General features: G+C 26.7%; 16 protein-coding genes and 2 pseudogenes. 12 read left to right on the forward strand and 6 right to left on the reverse strand.

Annotation, left to right across the window (positions count from 1 at the left end; translation table 11 throughout):
- Window positions 1-81: 81 nt before the first annotated feature.
- Window positions 82-996, reverse strand: coding sequence for a lipopolysaccharide heptosyltransferase II (gene waaF, locus L8U00_RS03585; protein ID WP_263708527.1), 915 nt, complete (start codon window positions 994-996; stop codon window positions 82-84).
- 51 nt (window positions 997-1,047) lie between these two features.
- On the opposite strand from waaF, the gene L8U00_RS03590 reads away from it, so the two are divergent.
- Both L8U00_RS03590 and L8U00_RS03595 read left to right on the forward strand, forming a co-directional pair.
- On the forward strand, window positions 1,048-1,854 hold the full coding sequence (locus L8U00_RS03590) for a glycosyltransferase family 2 protein (protein WP_263708528.1): 807 nt from the start codon (window positions 1,048-1,050) through the stop codon (window positions 1,852-1,854).
- A gap of 56 nt (window positions 1,855-1,910) precedes the next feature.
- Window positions 1,911-2,575 (forward strand): annotated as a pseudogene (locus tag L8U00_RS03595) (glycosyltransferase family 25 protein).
- Between the two features lie 71 nt (window positions 2,576-2,646).
- On the opposite strand, the pseudogene L8U00_RS03600 reads toward L8U00_RS03595, so the two are convergent.
- Window positions 2,647-3,691 (reverse strand): annotated as a pseudogene (locus tag L8U00_RS03600) (beta-1,4-N-acetylgalactosaminyltransferase).
- Between the two features lie 105 nt (window positions 3,692-3,796).
- Between L8U00_RS03600 and L8U00_RS03610 the strand changes: the two are divergent.
- The 6 genes from L8U00_RS03610 (at window position 3,797) to L8U00_RS03635 (ending at window position 9,373) form a co-directional block, all read left to right on the forward strand.
- Window positions 3,797-4,042, forward strand: a complete 246-nt coding sequence (locus L8U00_RS03610) for a glycosyltransferase family A protein (RefSeq protein WP_263708568.1) — start codon at window positions 3,797-3,799, stop codon at window positions 4,040-4,042.
- 315 nt (window positions 4,043-4,357) lie between these two features.
- Window positions 4,358-5,125: a sulfotransferase family protein gene (locus L8U00_RS03615; protein ID WP_263708531.1), complete on the forward strand. Its 768-nt coding sequence runs from the start codon at window positions 4,358-4,360 to the stop codon at window positions 5,123-5,125.
- Window positions 5,091-6,044, forward strand: a complete 954-nt coding sequence (locus tag L8U00_RS07810) for a glycosyltransferase family 2 protein (RefSeq protein ID WP_318529515.1) — start codon at window positions 5,091-5,093, stop codon at window positions 6,042-6,044. The genes L8U00_RS03615 and L8U00_RS07810 overlap by 35 nt, the downstream gene beginning before the upstream one ends.
- Window positions 6,041-7,231 (forward strand): glycosyltransferase family 2 protein, encoded by a 1,191-nt coding sequence (locus tag L8U00_RS03625; protein ID WP_263708532.1) that lies wholly within the window; start codon window positions 6,041-6,043, stop codon window positions 7,229-7,231. The genes L8U00_RS07810 and L8U00_RS03625 overlap by 4 nt, the downstream gene beginning before the upstream one ends.
- Window positions 7,228-8,187 carry a glycosyltransferase family 2 protein gene (locus tag L8U00_RS03630; protein ID WP_263708533.1) on the forward strand — a complete coding sequence of 320 codons (960 nt, stop codon included), beginning with the start codon at window positions 7,228-7,230 and terminating at the stop codon, window positions 8,185-8,187. The genes L8U00_RS03625 and L8U00_RS03630 overlap by 4 nt, the downstream gene beginning before the upstream one ends.
- A complete protein-coding gene (locus L8U00_RS03635) occupies window positions 8,168-9,373 on the forward strand; it encodes a glycosyltransferase family 8 protein (RefSeq protein WP_263708534.1) in 1,206 nt (401 codons plus the stop codon). The genes L8U00_RS03630 and L8U00_RS03635 overlap by 20 nt, the downstream gene beginning before the upstream one ends.
- Here L8U00_RS03635 and L8U00_RS03640 read toward each other — a convergent pair.
- Genes L8U00_RS03640 through waaC form a run of 4 tightly spaced genes read right to left on the reverse strand, consistent with a single transcriptional unit; the run spans window position 9,362 to window position 13,858 of the window.
- The gene (locus tag L8U00_RS03640) at window positions 9,362-10,417 is read right to left on the reverse strand and encodes a glycosyltransferase family 4 protein (RefSeq protein ID WP_263708535.1); all 1,056 of its coding nucleotides are present in this window, start codon (window positions 10,415-10,417) and stop codon (window positions 9,362-9,364) included. The two genes, L8U00_RS03635 and L8U00_RS03640, sit on opposite strands and share 12 nt — an antisense overlap.
- Window positions 10,414-11,961, reverse strand: coding sequence for a glycosyltransferase family 2 protein (locus L8U00_RS03645; RefSeq protein WP_263708536.1), 1,548 nt, complete (start codon window positions 11,959-11,961; stop codon window positions 10,414-10,416). Before L8U00_RS03645 ends, L8U00_RS03640 begins: the two co-directional genes overlap by 4 nt.
- Window positions 11,962-11,969: 8 nt before the next feature.
- Entirely contained in the window at window positions 11,970-12,842 is an 873-nt protein-coding gene (locus L8U00_RS03650) for a lipid A biosynthesis lauroyl acyltransferase (protein ID WP_263708537.1), read from the reverse strand.
- Window positions 12,839-13,858, reverse strand: a complete 1,020-nt coding sequence (gene waaC, locus L8U00_RS03655) for a lipopolysaccharide heptosyltransferase I (protein ID WP_263708538.1) — start codon at window positions 13,856-13,858, stop codon at window positions 12,839-12,841. Before waaC ends, L8U00_RS03650 begins: the two co-directional genes overlap by 4 nt.
- Before the next feature lie 66 nt (window positions 13,859-13,924).
- Here waaC and L8U00_RS03660 point away from each other — a divergent pair, with 66 nt between their 5' ends.
- Genes L8U00_RS03660 through L8U00_RS03675 form a run of 4 tightly spaced genes read left to right on the forward strand, consistent with a single transcriptional unit; the run spans window position 13,925 to window position 18,498 of the window.
- Complete coding sequence (locus tag L8U00_RS03660; protein WP_263708539.1) at window positions 13,925-14,704, forward strand: 3'-5' exonuclease; 780 nt, start codon at window positions 13,925-13,927, stop codon at window positions 14,702-14,704.
- A gap of 58 nt (window positions 14,705-14,762) precedes the next feature.
- Window positions 14,763-15,749: a UDP-glucose 4-epimerase GalE gene (galE, locus tag L8U00_RS03665; RefSeq protein WP_263663437.1), complete on the forward strand. Its 987-nt coding sequence runs from the start codon at window positions 14,763-14,765 to the stop codon at window positions 15,747-15,749.
- Window positions 15,743-17,437, forward strand: coding sequence for an ABC transporter ATP-binding protein (locus tag L8U00_RS03670; RefSeq protein ID WP_263708541.1), 1,695 nt, complete (start codon window positions 15,743-15,745; stop codon window positions 17,435-17,437). Before galE ends, L8U00_RS03670 begins: the two co-directional genes overlap by 7 nt.
- A complete protein-coding gene (locus L8U00_RS03675; protein WP_263708542.1) occupies window positions 17,434-18,498 on the forward strand; it encodes a glycosyltransferase in 1,065 nt (354 codons plus the stop codon). Before L8U00_RS03670 ends, L8U00_RS03675 begins: the two co-directional genes overlap by 4 nt.
- Window position 18,499: the final 1 nt, after the last annotated feature.

The raw sequence follows: 18,499 nt of genomic DNA on the forward strand, positions 1-18,499 counted from the left end.
TGATTAAAAATGATTGTTAAGTTTAACACATTTATCAAGCTTTTGCAAGAGGTTTAAACCCAAATCACAAAGAAAAATATGTTAAAAAAATGTTTTTGCTAAATTTATTACCACTTCAGGCTTTAAATCTTTCATACATTTATGGTGTTTTAAAGGGCATATCTTTTGCATACAAGGCATACAAACTAAATTTAAATGTGCTATTTTAGCATTTTCTTGCCAAGGAGAGGTTTGACTGAATTTGGTAGAACCAAAAACAGCCACCGTTTTTACCCCATAAGCTGCACCTATATGCATAGGACCACTATCGTTTGTGATGAGTAAATCAAGCATAGAAATATTTTTACATAAAGTATAAATGCTAGTTTTACCACAAAGATTTTTTGCCCTTATGCCTTCTTTTAGAAGAAATTGTTCAATTTCATCACAAATTTCTCTCTCACTTTCTACTCCAAAGATTAAAATTTTATGCGTGGGGCTAAATTCTTTTGCCACCCTTGCAAAATAGCTCGCTTCCCATCTTTTAGCACTTCCAAAATGCGCACCCGGGTTTATACCTAAGATTTTTTGAGTTAATTTTGCTTTTATAGGGAGTTTTAAAACATTTGAAGTGGCTTTAAAATTTAAGGCTTTTTCTATGAAATTTAAGTATTTTAAGACTTGGTGTTCTTCTTTTAGAATATTTTTATCAAAATAAAATCTTTTTTTTGCTTTGATTAGATTTAAAATAATCTTGCTTGAAAATGCCGAGCGAAACGAAAAAGCTAGATCAAATTTACCAAGGTTTTTTCTAGCTTGTAAAATTTGTTTATATCTTTGCTTTTTATTTTCTACTAAAATTTGAGCATTTTTAAAATGTTTAAAAAGCTCTGTACTCACAAAAGAACCATAAAAAGTAAATTTAGCTTGGGGGTATTTTTCTTTTATAGCATAAATAGCCGCACTAGCCATCACTGCATCGCCAAGCCAAGTAGGAAGGTTGATAAAAATATTCATGATTTTCCTTAAAATAAAAGCTATAATTATATCAAAAAATAAAGAGTTAAAATGAGTCAAATTTCCATCATACTACCAACTTATAATGTAGAAAAATATATAGCTAGGGCATTAGAAAGTTGTATTAATCAAACTTTTAAAGATATAGAAATCATTGTAGTAGATGATTGTGGAAGCGATAAAAGTATAGATATAGCCAAAGAATATGCTAGTAAAGACAATAGAATAAAAATCATACATAATGAAGAGAATTTAGGAACTTTTGCTAGTAGGAATATAGGTGTATTAAATTCAAGCTCACCCTATATAATGTTTTTAGATCCTGATGATTATTTAGAGCTTAATGCTTGTGAGCTTGGGCTTGAAAAAATCAAAAATATAGATATAGTAGTGTTTGATGCATATGTACATAGAGTGAAATTTAAGAAATTTTATAGATTTAAGCAAGATGAGTTTTTTAATAAAGATGATTTTTTGGAATTTTTACTTAAGCAAAAACATTTTTGCTGGAGTGTTTGGGCAAAAGTATATAGGAAAAATTTGATTTTAAAAAGTTTTGAATATATTGATTTTAAAGAAAGGCTTTGCTATGGGGAGGATGTGCTTTTTAACTATATAAATTTTATGCTAAGTGAGAGTTTTTTAGTGTCAAAAGAATGTATATACCGCTATGAATTTAATGAAAATGGTAGGTATGAAAACAAAAATAAAGAAATTTTATGGCAAAATTACGAGCATAAAAAACAAAGTTTAAAGCGCATTAAAAAATTAGCTAATATTTTTTCACATAAACATTTTAATGAAAAAATATTAGAAATCTTAGAGAAAGAAATTTTAGGGTTAGAGGGTAGAGTTTGAAAAAAGTAAAAGTTTTTATCATCAATCTAGAACGCTCAGAAGATAGAAAAAATTTTATGCAAAAACAGATTCAAAAACTCTTCACATATAATCCGAATTTAAAAAATCAACTAGAATTTAAATTTTTAAAGCTATCGATGGTTCTAAAAATGAGCATTTACAGTTTAAAAGCCACTTCCCATGGTGGTGTCAATTTGTACTTGGACGCGAACTTAGCGATAGTGAAAAATCATGCTTTGCATCTCATTATAGTTTATGGAAAAAATGCCAAGAACTTAATAACCCTATCATCATTTTAGAAGATGATGTTATTTTTAGCGATGAGCTTTTAAACAACTCAAATATCATTGAAAAATTACTAAATAGCAACTATGAATACATAAGATTTTATTATCTTTTTAATAAAAGAATACACCATTTAAATAACAATTTTTACATAAGTTACGAGAATACTGGTGGCACGCAAGGATATTTTATACACCCAAATGCTGCAAAAAATTTTATTGAAAAAGCGAGATATTGGTTTAAGCCTGTAGATGATTATATGGATATGTATTATTATAATAAAATACAAAACATTATATATAAACCATTTTTGCTTGACTTAAATCATGTAGAAACTACCATAACACAAAGAAAAAAGAAACTTAGCATACCATCTAAAATTATAAGAGAAATTATAAGATTTTATTTTTCAACTTTAAAAATTATTTATAAATAAAAAATTGTTTGCTTTTAAATGTGCAACTTGCAAGTGATAATTATTAGATTTCTACCAAATAATAAAAACAATCATTCTAAAGCAAAATTATTATATGTATTTATAATTCTATCTTCATTTAACAATTTCTCATCAATCCTTGAATTTATAAGGTAAGAAAATTGATCTTTAAAATCACTTAACAATATCCAATCATTTCGAATTTTTAATTTCCTATGCTGCTTTACAAATGGAAAATGCCAATTGGTTAATTCTGTATGATATATATTTCTTCCTTTTAAACATAATATTTCATATGAAGAAAAATTATCATATTGATATAAATTATCTTTAGAAATTTCTATCCAATCAAATCCATCTTCTACAATCAAAACTTCTTCCCATTTTAATTGATTATTTTTTATAAGCCAGTGATCAGCAACATCAACAAAATAATGAGGGACAATATATACTTTATTATTTTCGACAGCAATATTTAATCTAGCTATACTAACTATATCGTTATCCTTTTGTGGTATATAAAAACTTTTATATAATTTTTTAGCATCATAAATATGATCTACATCTATTTTTATAAGCCATTCATTTTTCGGTATAAAGCTAGCAATATAATTATAATAATTATACAGCTTATTCTTTTCAGATTGTGGATTTTTAATTTGCACTTCATAAGGATATTTTACTGGTATAAAAGAAGGGTATTGTTTACAAAATTCTAAAATAATTTCTTCACTTCCATCAGTACAATCATTATATCCTATAACACCTCTTTGTATTGCAGGCAATATACTTTCTAATGAAGCTCTTAAAGTAATAGCTTCATTTTTGACTCTTATATAAGCCCAAGGATTTAAAGAAGATTTTGGATCTTTTGATTTTGGATCAAAGTCAAAATAGCCATTATGCCTCCCCCCCCCCATTAATGGTTTTATTAATTTTATAAAAATACTTATTATTGTATGTTTTTATTTTGTTTAAAATATTTTTAGGTAACTTAGAATCGGTTTTTTGTAAAGATATGATTTTATTGTTTAAATTATATCTTATCTTTTTTCTTACAGATTTTATTGGTATAAATATAAGTAATAAATTTATAAATATTTTTCTAACTTTCATATTTTTTAATGTTTCCTTATGTACAATAAAATACAAAGAAAGTATATATGAATAATCCTTTAATTACAATTATCATCCCAATATGTAATGTAGTACCTTAACGTAATAAATCAAACTTATAAAGATCTAGATATTATTTTAGTAGACGATGGAAGCTTGGATGCGGCTTTGGAATATTTAAACAAAGATGAAAGAATATTTTTAATCTCCAAAGAAAATTGGGGGGGGGGATTAAGTTCTGCAAGAAATATAGGATTAGAATTTATAAAAGGAACTAAATTAAGAGATTTTTTTGAAAACAAAGAAAATATTATCAGTTATGAAAAATCAAATAATTTTAAAATAGTATAAAAGAACTTGCAAAAGAATAAATAAAAACTTTACAAAACTTAGTAAAAATATAGTCCAAACAAAGTTAAAAAAAACATTAATGATTTTATCATTCAAGATTTACCTGATGATATTATTCATTTTTTTTAGATTCTGTGATTATTTAATGCTTAATACATACGAACTTAGGTTTGAGAAAATTAAAAATATTAACTATGAAAACAAAAATAAAGAAATTTTATGGCAAAATTACAAACATAATTAATAAAATACATAAATAAATTTTATTTGTTTTTAAGTTAATATAAAAAATCTTTAAAAAATAAAAGGAGATTTTTGGATAATAATCTAATAAAAGACTTTCAAAGAAAGCAAAAATGTATTTTTATACATATACCAAAAGCAGCAGGAACAAGTATAGAAAAAGCTATTTTTCAAACAGATAAATGGCTTAGTGGGCATATTAAAGCTCAAGATTACATACAAAGTAATCCCAAAGAATTTGAAAATCTTTTTTCATTTGGATTTGTAAGAAATCCTCATGATAGACTTGTTTCTGCTTTTTTCTATCTTAAAAAAGGAGGTGGCAATATAGAAGATTTGCAATGGTCACAAGAACATATACAAAAATACAATTCATTTGAGCAATTTGTTTTAGATCTAGAAAATATAAAAATTAGAAATAAAATTTTTAATTGGATTCATTTTATCCCTCAATATTGCTTTCTTTGTGATGAACAAAAAAATATACTGGTCAATTTCATAGGAAAAGTAGAAAATATTCACAATGATTTTCAATTTGTTTTATCAAAATTAAATATAAAAAGAACATTAACAACATCCAATCCTAGTAGCCATCGACATTATTTATCATATTACAACAAGACAACTTATAAAATTATCTACAAGCTTTATCAATATGATTATAAATTATTTAACTATGACTCTGAAGAAGAAAAAATAAAAAAAGATTTTTATTTTTTCTTTAAAGTTCAATTATTTCTAAAAAAAATATATCATAATTCAAAATTTTATCTACTTCATCCTAAAAAATTTTCCAGGATAAACCATGAGTCAAATTTCCATCATACTACCAACTTATAATGTAGAAAAATATATAGCTAGAGCATTAGAAAGTTGTATAAATCAAACTTTTAAAGATATAGAAATCATTGTAGTAGATGACCTTGGCAATGATAAAAGTATAGATATAGCTAAAGAATATGCTAGCAAAGATAATAGAATAAAAATCATACATAATGAAGAAAATTTGGGAACCTTTGCTAGTAGAAATATAGGTGTATTAAATTCAAGCTCACCTTATATAATGTTTTTAGATCCTGATGATTATTTAGAACTTAATGCTTGTGAAAAATGTATTAAAATTTTAAACAAAAATGATAAAATAGATTTAATATGGTTTGATTTCTTATATCATTCCAATAACACGATAATAAAAAATAAAATCTTACAAGATAATATTTTTTCTATTAATGAATACTGTCAATATGTAATATCACACGATGGTTTATGCTACTGGACTCTTTGCTCAAAAATAATAAAAAAAGAAATTTACGCAAAAGCACTAACCTCTCTAGCTTATATCAACACAAAACTAACCATGGCAGAAGATGCTTTAATGTATTTTTTTATCATACAACATTGTAAAAACATCCAAACAAGCTCTCTTAATATATATCACTATTATCAAAACAGCACAAGCTCTATGTTAACAAATAACAAAAAAAGAATTGAAAACTACATAAAACAAGAAACACAAATCATAAAAATAATGAACAATTATCTAAAAAACAATAAACTCGACACTCTTTTATTTATTTTCCTTGCTATTCTAATGCAGAATATCAAATTTGGACAAAACGAAAGAAAAATACAGCTATATAAAAAAAATTATCTAACTTATCTAGCATATTTTAAATTACCACTAAAAATAAATAGAAAAAGAATCATACTTTTAAAAAAATATCTAAAATTTATCTTTAATAAAAAGTTTTATCAATGAAAACAACACTTTCCATTATCATACCAATATACAATGTAGCACCATACCTAAAAGAATGTCTAGATAGCGTTATCAATCAAAGCTATAAACATTTAGATATTGTTTTAGTAGATGATGGAAGCTTAGATATAGCTTTAGAATATCTCAATAAAGATGAAAGAATATTTTTAATCTCTAAGGAAAATGGAGGATTGAGTTCGGCAAGAAATATGGGATTAGAATTTATAAAAGGAACTAAACTTAGAAGCTTTTTTGAAGATAATAAAGAACAAGATATAATTTCTTTTACTTCAACTCATACCTTTGACAAAAATACAAAAATAATTAACAAAGAAACTGTAAAATCAAATTTTATGCAAATTCAAAAAAGATACATAAAAACAAATATAGAAAATATAAATGATTTATTAGTGCAAGAGCTACCAAATTCTATAATTCACTTTTTAGATTCTGATGATTATTTTTTAAACGATTGTATAGAACTTTGCGTGAAAGAAATGATTGAAAAAAATTTGGATATTTGCACACATGGGTTTGAAGAATATCATGAAGAAAATTCTTATTTTTTAAAAAAACCACCAACAGACCTAATGCAAAAAAGTAAAAAAATATTTTTTAATACCGGCATAGAACTATTGCAAGAAAATAACTTTTTTCAGTTTTATTTTGCTTGGCAAGGAACTTTTAAAGCTAAAATTTTAAATCAATATAATCTTCGTTTCACACATGGAATTTATCATGAAGATCATGATTTTGGAACTATATTGTTTTGCTTGGCGAAAAAAGTTTTTTATATCAATACAACCTTAATGATATATAGAATTAGAAAAGGCTCCATAACAAATATCCAAAATACTTTAATACCGCAAAAATTACCTAAATATCTAGAGCCGCTAAAAGAGCATTTTAGCGATTATAAAGAGCTTAGAGAATATTTTAGAATTTATTGCCTTGTTAAAATAGCGAAACAATTATATATTTTTAATATTGATATTAAAAATGATTTTTTTAAAAAAGGCATCAAAGATTATTGTATGTATTATTTTAATATGCAAATAGCTAAAGATCCTCTAAAAATCAAAAAAGAAATTATTTTTTTTAAAAAAAATATTGAAATTTATAAAAAATACCTGAAATTCAAAATGATTATTCGTCATCCTAAAAAAATTTTTCAGGATAGAACATGAGTCAAATTTCCATCATACTACCAACTTATAATGTAGAAAAATATATAGCTAGAGCATTAGAAAGTTGTATAAACCAAACTTTTAAAGATATAGAAATCATTGTAGTAGATGATTGTGGTAATGATAAAAGTATAGATATAGCTAAAGAATATGCTAGCAAAGATAATAGAATAAAAATCATACATAATGAAGAAAATTTGAAACTTTTAAGAGCAAGATATGAAGGTGTTAAAGTAGCAGCTTCACCTTATATTATGTTTTTAGATCCTGATGATTATTTAGAGCTTAATACTTGTGAAGAATGTGTTAAAATTTTAGATAAACAAAAAGTTGATTTGATATGTTTTAATTATTATGAATGCGATGATTATAAAAAAGAATGGAATTTTTTTGAAAGTGCATTTTATAATAATGAAAATTTTTGCTATTTTTTATTTTCAAGGTATCCTAAATTTAGTTGGAATATTTTCAATAAAATATTGAAAAAAGAATTATATCTTAAAGCTTTTAATACAATTAGTCTTCAACCAAATGAAAAAAATACTATGGCTGAAGATTTTTTATTGGTTTTACATAGCTTAAAATTTATAAATGCAATTGGTATCACAAAACAATATTTATATAATTATAATATTTCAAATGAGAATTCATCAACTAGGGAAAAAAAAGATCTTAATAAAATTAAATCCTATATTCATGACTTATCTTTTGTTTCAGAAAAAATTTCAAATCTTACTCAAAATCAAACAAATAAACTTCATTCACTGATTTTTAAAATCGCCATATACGATCTAAACATCCATAAAATAGATTTAACATATAAATACACAAATAAAAATTTTTTTGAAAAAATTTTCCTTAAAATACAAAGAAAAAAAATTAAAATTAAAAAAAATATCCAAATAAAAAATGCTAAAAATATCCTGAAGGAAGCAAATGTATCACATTGTTTTTAGTGCAGATGAAAATTATATTAAATATACAGCTGTTTTGATTACAAGTATTATTAAAAATACAGATAAAAATAAATTTTATCAAGAAAATGAAATATATTATTTTCATATTTTAAGTAATTCTATTAGCAATTATACTAAAAATAAACTTCAAAAATTAGAACAAGAGCTTAATTTAACTTTCCCATGCAAAATACAAATTCATATTCAAAATGATGAAGATTTTAAACATTATCCCATCAGCGGAGCTGCTCATAGCTTAAAACTTCCTTATTATAGATTAAAATTAAATTCTATATTAGATGATGAAATAAATACTTGTTTATATTTAGATTCTGATATGCTATGTTTATGTGATATAAGAGAAATTTTTACTATTAATTTAGAAGGAAAAATAGCCGGTGTTATAGGCGATCCTGGTTCTAAACGTGTAAAAATAAAATTTAAAGAAAATAGCCAAAAATGCACTTTGCATTTTGATGAAAATTATTTTAATTCAGGTTTTTTACTTATCAATCTAAAAGAATGGAAAAAACATAATATAGAACAAAAATGTGAGGATTTAGCTTGTAAATGCTACTACATAAAAGCCGCAGATCAAGATTTACTTAACGCCACCATAAAACCACAATATCAACTAAAACTTGATTTTTCATATAATTTCAACATCATTACTCTTTTTTATGCTATATGCAAAGATGAACAAGCAAATAGACTTAATTACACAAGAGATGAATTTACCAAAAGCGCAAGAACACCTAAAATTTTACATTATGGAGAAAAACCTTGGAAATTTTTAAAATCATACACAGATTTGCAAGGTAAAAATATAAATGATTATTGGTGGCAAATAGCAGAAAAAACACCTATTTTTAATGAAGAATTGCTTGAACAAAAAACAAACATTAAAGATCATTTGCTTTATAGTGCTTTAGGGTTTGAGCTTTTAAAAGCTATAAAAAGTTTTAATTTTATGAAAATTTCATCTTTGATTCATAATACTAAAAAAGATGAGTATATTTTAAAAAAACCACAAAAGATTAATGATGATATTTTTGGACTTTGTTGCATGCTTGGAGAAAGTATTTTATATGCAAGAAAAAATCAAAAAAATACCTTCAGTGTTTTTTTAAAAGCTATCAAAATGCTCAAAAATTTTAAAAAATACGCAAACAAATCAAGAGTTTAATAACTCTTGCCATTTTTGTATAACTTTTTCTTTAGAGAAGTTATGAGAAATATTTTCTTTTGCACTTTGCCCCATTTGTTTTCTTAAATTTTCATCATCCATAAGCAAACAAAGCTTATTTGCGAATTCTTGCAAATTACCATCCTCGATTAAATATCCATTTCTACCATTTTCTATAATATCACTTGGACCTGTATCAACATTAAAGGCGATACTTGGAATAGTATAATTTGCGCTCTCAACCAAAACCATACCAAAACCTTCCCAATAACTACACATTACATAAACACTAGATTGCAAATATTCTTTTTTTATATCTTTTGTAAAGGGCTTCAATATAACTGAGTTTTCAAGTTTATATTTTTTTATTTTATCTTCTATAGTATTCTTTAACTCACCTTCTCCAACTATAGTTAAAGTCCATTCTTTGTATTTTACATTTTTTTGCACAAGCTTCCAAATTTCAATAAGTCTTAAAAACCCTTTTTCATCATTTGCTGTCATACGGCCTATGCTTAAAATATTTTTTTGAGTTAAAATAGAATTTATATTGGATAAACAAGGTAGAAAATTTGGTATAACCCAAACATTCTTATGATATTTTCTCCACTGATTAATTTGCTTGACTGATAATACCACTAAAGTATCAAAATAATTATTTTTAAATCGATATTTTTTAAAATGATTATGAATAAAATTAATATATTTTGTATTCTTATTTTTAAAGAAAGGAAAATGAGGACAATTATTAAAAATCATCACATCAACATCTTTATATCTTTGTTTTAGCAAAAAACTCTCATAATGCTTGTAATATAACTTATAAAATAATCTTTCTTTTTTTACATCAGCTCTTGATTTGCTATGCAAGTAATCTATTTTAATATTGTCATTTAATTCATAAGCTACATCAACTCCTTGTTTATAAAAACTAAAAATTTTTACATCATATCCAAGCTCAAAAAGCGCATTTGCTAAATTTACGACAACCCTTTCAGCACCACCTCCTATAGTAATATCCCCAATAAGTAATAAAATTTTCATTTCCAAGTCACTTTTTCATTTTTTATAGTTTCAAGATAAATTTGATGATTAATTTCAAGCATATTTTTGCTATTTTCTTCATGGTAAATATGATAAGCTAGAGCATTAAATTTAAGTCTTTTAAACACTCCATTATTAAATAAAAATCTAGCTACAAACTCGCTATCTTCCCTGCCCCAACCTATAAATTTTTCATTAAATCCCTCAATGGCTTCAAAATCACTTTTATAAAAACTCATATTGCAAGTTTTACTACCTTTGACAAGTTGTGATTTTTTAAAAAATTTCTTAGTTAATTTTGAAAATTTATATACACATTTAGCTAAAAAAATATTTCTTTGATTTTTAAAACCTTTTTTATCAAATGCTAAACTAAAATCATTTTTTCTTAAAAGTTCTTTGCTTTCATTTTCATTTAAAATAGTTCTTGAGCCTTGCAAAATAGTCTTGAAACTAGCAAATTTTAAATGATCATTAATGAAGTTTTTTTCTAAAATCATATCCCCATCGATTAAAACAATATATTCACTATTAGAAGCATTAATTGCCTTATTGCGACTTGCCGCAGCACGAAATCCCTCATCTTCTTGCCAAATATGCTCTAACTTACATGGAAAATCCTTTTGATAAGCTTGTATAAGCTTAGCTGTATCTTCCCTGCTTCCATCATCAGCTATTAAAACCTCATCTGGTAAAGGCTCTAAGTTTTTAACACTATCAAGCACTAAAGCAAGTCTTTCTTTTTGATTATAAGTAGTGATAATCAAAGCACAAGTTTTTGGCTTTTGTTTTTTTAACTCATACAATTTCATATATTTAAAAAAAGCTCCAAGTCCATTACAAGTACTTATGATAAAGCCTTTATAACCATAAAAAATCCCTTTTTTTAAAACATAATTTCTAAAAAAAGTCCAAATTCCTCTTAATAATGCTTTGCAAACACTACTTTCTTTATGTAAATTTTGCAAAGCCCAAAGCTTGGAGTATTTTTGAAGTTTATCTAACAAACTATCGATATCTTCAAAAGCAAAATGCCTCAAACCATTTTGCAACTTAATCTTTTTGCTATCTTCATGTAAAATCAAACTCTCATGTACCAAATTTTCATTAAAACTAGTATGGGTTTTATTAAACACTCGCATTACATGATCAGGCCACCACCCACAAGCTTTAATCCACTCTCCATTGTATAAATTTTCTCTTGGCAAAGCTATGATATCTTCTTTATTAGGCTCAATTTGCCCTAACTCTTGTAAAAATTCTTTCTTAGCAAGCTCATCTGCGTCAATATTAAAAATCCAATCATTACTAGCATAACTTATGGCTAAATTTTTCAAAGGTCCAAAACCTATAAATTTATGCTGATAAATCTTGATATTTTTATAGTTTTTACTAAATTCATAAGCGATTTTCAAAGTATCATCATTGCTATCATTTTCTATTAAAACTATCTCGCCAAATTCTTGCAAAGATTCCAAGCAAGCTTTTAAAGTTTTTTGAGCATTTTTAACAATCATTATCACACTAATTTGCTTTAAATCCATTTTATATCCTATAAATACAACTCATGATTATATCTTTTAAATCTCTTATGAAAGAAAAAATACTCATCAGGTTTAAATTTAACCATCTCTTCACAACACTTTGCTTGATACTTAGTAAGCTCTTCTATACTTGCCTTGCTTGCGTCTAAAGCCTTAAAAGTTTTTACAAAAAATTTCTCATCTTTTTGATACACAAAACAAGGCAAAATCATAGCATTTGTTTTTTTTGCAAGCACACTTGCACCTGCTATAAAATTTACTTCTTGATTAAAATATTGTATTTTTATACTTTCACTATCCACTGCATCTTGATCGGTTAAAATTCCAAGCGATCTACCTTCTTTTAAGGCTTTTAGCATTTTTCTAAGCCCGCCTTTTTTCTCTATAAGCTCTATATTAAATTGCGTGCGATTTTTACTTAAAATTTTATCCATTATCACACTATCAAGCGCTCTTCCAACTATGGAGATTCCTTGAAATTTAGCTCCAAAAGATAAAGCCAAAAGTTCCCAGTTACCATAATGAGCCGTAGTTACGATCAAGGGTCTTTTACTTTGCATTATATTTAAAATTTGCTCCTCATCATCAAAGCAAATTTTATTGATGATTTCTTCTTTGCTTGCATTTTGATTTTTGATAAAATCAATCCCAAATTTAGCAAAATTTTTATAGATATTAAGACTAGTTTCATCACGCCATTTTTGATCTTTTTCAGGAAAGCAAATTTTTAAGTTTGTGTCAATGATTTTGCGGTGTTTATGATTAAACCTATAAGTGATCAAAGCAACCAAATTTGCAAAAGAGTTTAAAAGCTTTGAAGGTAAAATCTTCACAAGAACTTTTAACACGTAAAAAAGGCTTAAATATATATAATTTATCATTTTTCTAAAAGCTCACAAGCAAGTTTAAAAATATCTTTTTCATCGATATTTTGTATGCAAAAATCACTTTTATCTATATGCTTTGAATGCAGTATTTTTTTACCTGCATTGATCGTTTTGTTGATATTTGTTTCATAAGCATTTCTTTGACTAGGAGTAGCACCAAAAATCGTTATAGAAGGCTTGTTTAATGCAAAGGCTAAATGAGTAGGCCCACTATCATTTCCGATAATCAAATCGCTTGCCTTAGTTAAAGCACAAAGCTCACTTAAGCTTAATTTTGGCGCAAGTTCTATTTTTAAATGTTTTAAATTTAAAACTATATCTTTAGCAAAATTAAACTCATTAACATTACCCCAACCAAGCATGATTTTTGCACTAGTAAAATACTCTAAAAGCATTCTACAAAGTAGTATCAAACGCTCTTTTGGGTAAATTTTATTAGGCATAGATGAGCCTACATGTATGAGTATATTTGGCGCACTTTCACTTAAAGAAAGTCTTTGTTCTAACTCTTCTTTTAACTCATCATCTATACTAAAACAACTTTGTTTTAACTCTATATCACTATGATCAAAATGCTCATTTAACACATAAGCTACCAAAGAAAGATTACGCACAATAATATTTTCTTCATAATTACACGCAAATTTATGCGTATAAAAATTGCTCGCAAAACCCTCTTTGATACTTTCTTGATCAAAACCAAAAGTATTAGCACATAAAAATTTACCCACTAAAGCGGATTTAATCAAACCTTGCAAATCAATCACAACATCATATTTATTTTGTCTAGCTTCAAAAAGCATAGCAAAAACTTCTTTGAATTTTCTATCTTTTAAAGGCAGGGCATATACTTCATTGATCATTGGATGATCTTGCAATAATCCTGCAAATCTTGCATCTACAAACCAATCAATATTCGCCTTAGGATAATGCTTTTTAATAAACTGTAAAACAATTACCGCATGGATGATATCTCCAAGTGCGGATAATTTAACCAAACCTATTTTCATATACTACTTTATTTTTAAATTTTCTGTTATGATTTTAACAAAGATTTTTTTAAAAAAAGGTTTATCATGCAAGAATACATTTGCGTTTTTGATTGTGAGAGCATTCCTGATGTAGAATTGATAAAACATCTTTATGATTTTAATGGCGATGATTTAAGCATAAGCAAGCAAGCTTTAGAAAGACAAAAAGAAGAAAGCGGAAGTGAATTTTTACCCCTGCCTTTTCATAAAGTTGTAAGCATTTGTGCAGTGATTGCAGATAAATTTGGAAATTTCATCAAAGTCAATAAAATCAAAGGCGAAAATGAAAAACAAATGTTAGAAGAGTTTTTTAACTTCATAGATAAACACCAACCCCGCCTTGTAAGTTTTAATGGTAAAAGCTATGACATGCCTTTGTTTGTTATAAGAGCATTAAAATACAATATCAACGCAAGTGCTTATTTAGACGCAAGTGATAAATGGAATAACTACAAAAGTAAATTTGTAGAAAATAAACATTGTGATTTATTAGAATCTTTAGGAAGTTTTGGCCAAAAAGGCTTAAGACTTGACACACTTTGTGCTATGGCAGGACTTCCTGGAAAGTATGATATACATGGAAATGAAGTATTAGAACTTTTTTATCAAAACAAATTAGAAAAAATTCACGAATACTGCGAAAGTGATGTGTTAAACACCTATATGCTATTTTTAAAATACGAACTCATTAAAGGTAATTTAACCCAAGAAGATTATCTTAATATTTTAGAAAATTTCAAAGAAGAGCTTTTGCAAAAACATAGCGATAAAAGCTATCAAAAGCCATTTTTAGAGGCCACAGAAAAAGAAAAGAGCAAGTTTTAAATTAATTAAGAAAAGTATATTAAAATAACTATTATTAAATATCACAAAAAGGATAAAAATGAAAATTTTAATCACCGGTGGCGCAGGATACATAGGCTCTCATACTTTAAAACAATTTTTAGAAACAAATCATGAAATTTGTGTATTAGATAATCTTTCAAAAGGTAGCAAAAAAAGTTTGGATGAACTTTCTAAAATCAGACCTTTTAAGTTTTTTGAGCAAGATTTAAGCGATTATGCTGGGATTAAAAAACTTTTCAAAGAAGAAAATTTTGATGCGATTGTGCATTTTGCAGCTAGCATTGAAGTTCCTGAAAGTATGGAAAATCCTTTAAAATACTATATGAACAATACCGCAAATACAAGTAATCTAATCCAAACTTGTTTAGAAACAGGTGTGAAAAAATTCATTTTTTCTTCAACCGCAGCTACTTATGGAGAACCACAAACTCCTATTGTAGATGAGCAAAGTCCATTAGCACCGATTAATCCTTATGGACAAAGCAAACTAATGAGTGAAAAAGTCTTACAAGATGCTAATATGGCTAATCCTGAATTTAAATACTGCATTTTAAGATACTTCAATGTAGCAGGTGCTTGCATGAGTTATCCTATAGGTCAACGCTATCCAAAAGCTACTTTACTTATCAAGGTTGCTGCTGAAGTAGCCACAGGAAAAAGAGAAAAACTTTATATTTTTGGCGATGATTATAATACTAAAGATGGTACTTGTATTAGAGATTTTATCCATGTTGATGATATTTCAAGTGCGCATTTAGCTGCTTTAGAATACCTAGAAAACAATGAAAGTAATATTTTCAATGTAGGCTATGGGCATGGCTTTAGCGTAAAAGAAGTTATTGAAACCATGAAAAAAGTAAGTGGAGTAGATTTCACAGTAGAACTTGCACCAAAAAGAGCTGGGGATCCTTCTGTGCTTATTTCAAATGCGGATAAAATCAAAACTCTAACTAATTGGAAACCAAAATATGATGATTTAGAATTAATCTGTAAAAGTGCTTATGAGTGGGAAAAACAGTGTTAAAAAAACTTTTTTTCATACTCAATACTCATGATAAGAAATTTTTATTTGCTTTGCTAATTTTTTCTATTTTTATAGGATTTATAGAAAGCTTTGCTATTTCTTTAATCATGCCTTTTGTATCGGTAGCGAGTAATTTTGAGCTTTTAGAAAAAAGTTCCTATTTTCAACCTATATATGAGTATTTAAATTTACCAAGTTATAAGATTATTGCTTATTTTGGCTGTATATTAATTGCCTTTTATATTTTTAGAGCCTTTTTAAATGCCTTTTATTTTCATTTGCTTGCGCGTTTTTCTAAAGGGCGTTATCACAGCCTTGCTTGTCGTATTTTTGATAAATACTTACATCTTGAATATGAAAATTTTACTAATAAAAATCAATCAGAACTTTTAAAAACTATCACTCAAGAAGTATTTCACTTAAGTACTTTAATTAGCGCATTTTTACTTATGCTAAGTGAAAGCTTTGTGGTGTTTTTGCTTTATACTTTATTGCTAATTATCAACTATAAAATCACTCTAGCTTTGAGTGCTTTTTTACTTTTAAATGCTTTTATTTTAATCAAAATTCTCTCACCCTTGGTAAAAAAAGCTTCCATAGCTAGAGAAGAGGCGATGAAAAATTATTTTGAAATTTTAAATGCAAATTTAAACAATCTTAAAATCATCAAACTCAAAACAAAAGAACAAAGCACACAAAAGCTTTATGAACTCCAAAGTGGGCTTTTTGCCAAAGCAAATATTAGCAATGAAAGCATGTCAAGCATTCCTAGAATTTACCTTGAAGGTATAGGTTTTTGTATGCTTTGTTTTATTGTGGTATATTTAGTTTTAAGATATGAAAGTGATATTTCCTCTATCTTAGCAACCATTACTATTTTCGTAGTAGCTCTTTATAGGCTTATGCCAAGTGCTAATCGTATCATCACAAGTTATAATGAAATCACATATTATAAAAACTCTTTAGATATTATTTATAATATGCTTAATGAAAAAGAAGAAAAGTTAGGCGATGAAAACATTGAATTTAAAGAAAAAATCGTTTTGAAAAATCTTTTCTTTGCTTATAAGGGTAAGAAAAATTTATTTAAAAATTTAAATTTTGAGCTTAAGAAAAATGAAAAAATCGCTTTTATAGGTAAAAGTGGAAGTGGTAAAAGTACTTTAGTTGATCTTATCATAGGGCTTTTAAAACCAAGCGATGGAGCTATTTTTGTAGATGGAATTAAACTTGATGAGAGCAATATAAAAAGTTTTAGAAGTAAAATTGGATACATACCTCAACAAATTTATCTTTTTAATGATTCTATTGCTAAAAATATTAGCTTTGGAGAAGAAGTGGATGAAGCACTTTTGTATAAGGTAATCAAACAAGCTAATCTTGAAAGCTTTGTAAATTCACTTGAAGATGGAGTGCATACTAAGGTGGGTGATTCAGGTTCGTTTTTAAGTGGGGGCCAAAGACAAAGAATAGCCATAGCAAGAGCGCTTTATCAACAACCTGAAATTTTAGTTTTAGATGAAGCAACTAGCGCTCTTGATCAAGAAAGTGAAGCAAAAATCATGGAAGAAATCTATAAAATTTCAAAAGATAAAACCCTCATCATCATAGCCCATAGGCTCTCAACCATACAAGGTTGTGATAGAGTATTTGAAGTAAAACATGGGCATTTAAAGGAACAAGTATGAAAATCACTTTCATCATAGCTACTTTAAATTCAGGTGGTGCTGAAAGAGTATTGGTCACTTTAGCTAATGAGCTTTGCAAAAAGCATGAAATAAATATTATTAAATTTCACAAAGAAGACTCTTTTTACAAGCTTGATCCAAAAATCAAACTTTTTACCCTAGAGCAGTTTGACTTTTCCACTCTTTATAATAAAATAGCCTCACGCATTAAAAAATTCAAAGCCTTAAAACAAGCACTTAAAGAGCATAAAAGCGATATTTTTATCTCATTTTTAGATACCACTAACATCGCTTGCGTTTGGGCAAATAAAGGTTCTAATACACCTTTAATCATTAGCGAGCATAGCTCTTATACTTATTTAAAATCTAAAATTTGGAAATTTTTACGCCGTATAAGTTTTCCTCATGCAAATGCTCTAACCGTGCTAAGTAATGATGATAAAAATTATTATGAAAACTTTGTTAAAAAAGTTATCAATATGCCAAATCCTTGTCATTTTAGCCCCATTAAAGAAAATTTAGAAAAAGAAAATAATGTCATTTTCGTAGGCAGACTTGATCATAATAAAAATGCTTCTATGTTTTTAAAAGCCATAGCAAGACTAGATACAAATTTACAAAAACAATACAATTTTTTCATAGCAGGCGATGGAGAATTAAGACAAGATTTAGAACAAGAAGCCAAGAATCTAAATATCAAAGTTAATTTTCTAGGTAAAGTTGAAAATATGCAAGATCTTTATAAAAAAGCAAAAATAATCTGCCTTTGCTCTTTCATAGAAGGCTTGCCAACGGTTTTACTTGAAAGTTTATATTATCAAGTAGCGCGTATTAGCACAAAATACACAAGCGGCCATAAAGATTTAATTGATGATGGAAAAGATGGATTTTTAGTAGATTTAGATGATGAAAAAGCTTTAAGCGAAAAACTCACCCTTTTAATGCAAGATGAAAATTTAAGAAAAACACTAGCGCTTAATGCACAGCAACGATGTAAAGATTATGAAGTGGCCAATGTAGCACAAAAATGGATTGATTTGATCAAAGAAGTAAGGGTTTAAC

This window comes from Campylobacter sp. IFREMER_LSEM_CL2256 (assembly GCF_025771645.1).
Lineage (GTDB): Bacteria > Campylobacterota > Campylobacteria > Campylobacterales > Campylobacteraceae > Campylobacter_D.

Coding starts and splice junctions, on each gene's coding strand:
- waaF (WP_263708527.1), bottom strand. CDS start 996: ATGAATATTTTTATCAACCTTCCTACTTGGCTTGGCGATGCAGTGATG.
- L8U00_RS03590 (WP_263708528.1), top strand. CDS start 1,048: ATGAGTCAAATTTCCATCATACTACCAACTTATAATGTAGAAAAATAT.
- L8U00_RS07810 (WP_318529515.1), top strand. CDS start 5,091: ATGAGTCAAATTTCCATCATACTACCAACTTATAATGTAGAAAAATAT.
- L8U00_RS03625 (WP_263708532.1), top strand. CDS start 6,041: ATGAAAACAACACTTTCCATTATCATACCAATATACAATGTAGCACCA.
- L8U00_RS03630 (WP_263708533.1), top strand. CDS start 7,228: ATGAGTCAAATTTCCATCATACTACCAACTTATAATGTAGAAAAATAT.
- L8U00_RS03635 (WP_263708534.1), top strand. CDS start 8,168: ATGTATCACATTGTTTTTAGTGCAGATGAAAATTATATTAAATATACA.
- L8U00_RS03640 (WP_263708535.1), bottom strand. CDS start 10,417: ATGAAAATTTTATTACTTATTGGGGATATTACTATAGGAGGTGGTGCT.
- L8U00_RS03645 (WP_263708536.1), bottom strand. CDS start 11,961: ATGGATTTAAAGCAAATTAGTGTGATAATGATTGTTAAAAATGCTCAA.
- L8U00_RS03650 (WP_263708537.1), bottom strand. CDS start 12,842: ATGATAAATTATATATATTTAAGCCTTTTTTACGTGTTAAAAGTTCTT.
- waaC (WP_263708538.1), bottom strand. CDS start 13,858: ATGAAAATAGGTTTGGTTAAATTATCCGCACTTGGAGATATCATCCAT.
- L8U00_RS03660 (WP_263708539.1), top strand. CDS start 13,925: ATGCAAGAATACATTTGCGTTTTTGATTGTGAGAGCATTCCTGATGTA.
- galE (WP_263663437.1), top strand. CDS start 14,763: ATGAAAATTTTAATCACCGGTGGCGCAGGATACATAGGCTCTCATACT.
- L8U00_RS03675 (WP_263708542.1), top strand. CDS start 17,434: ATGAAAATCACTTTCATCATAGCTACTTTAAATTCAGGTGGTGCTGAA.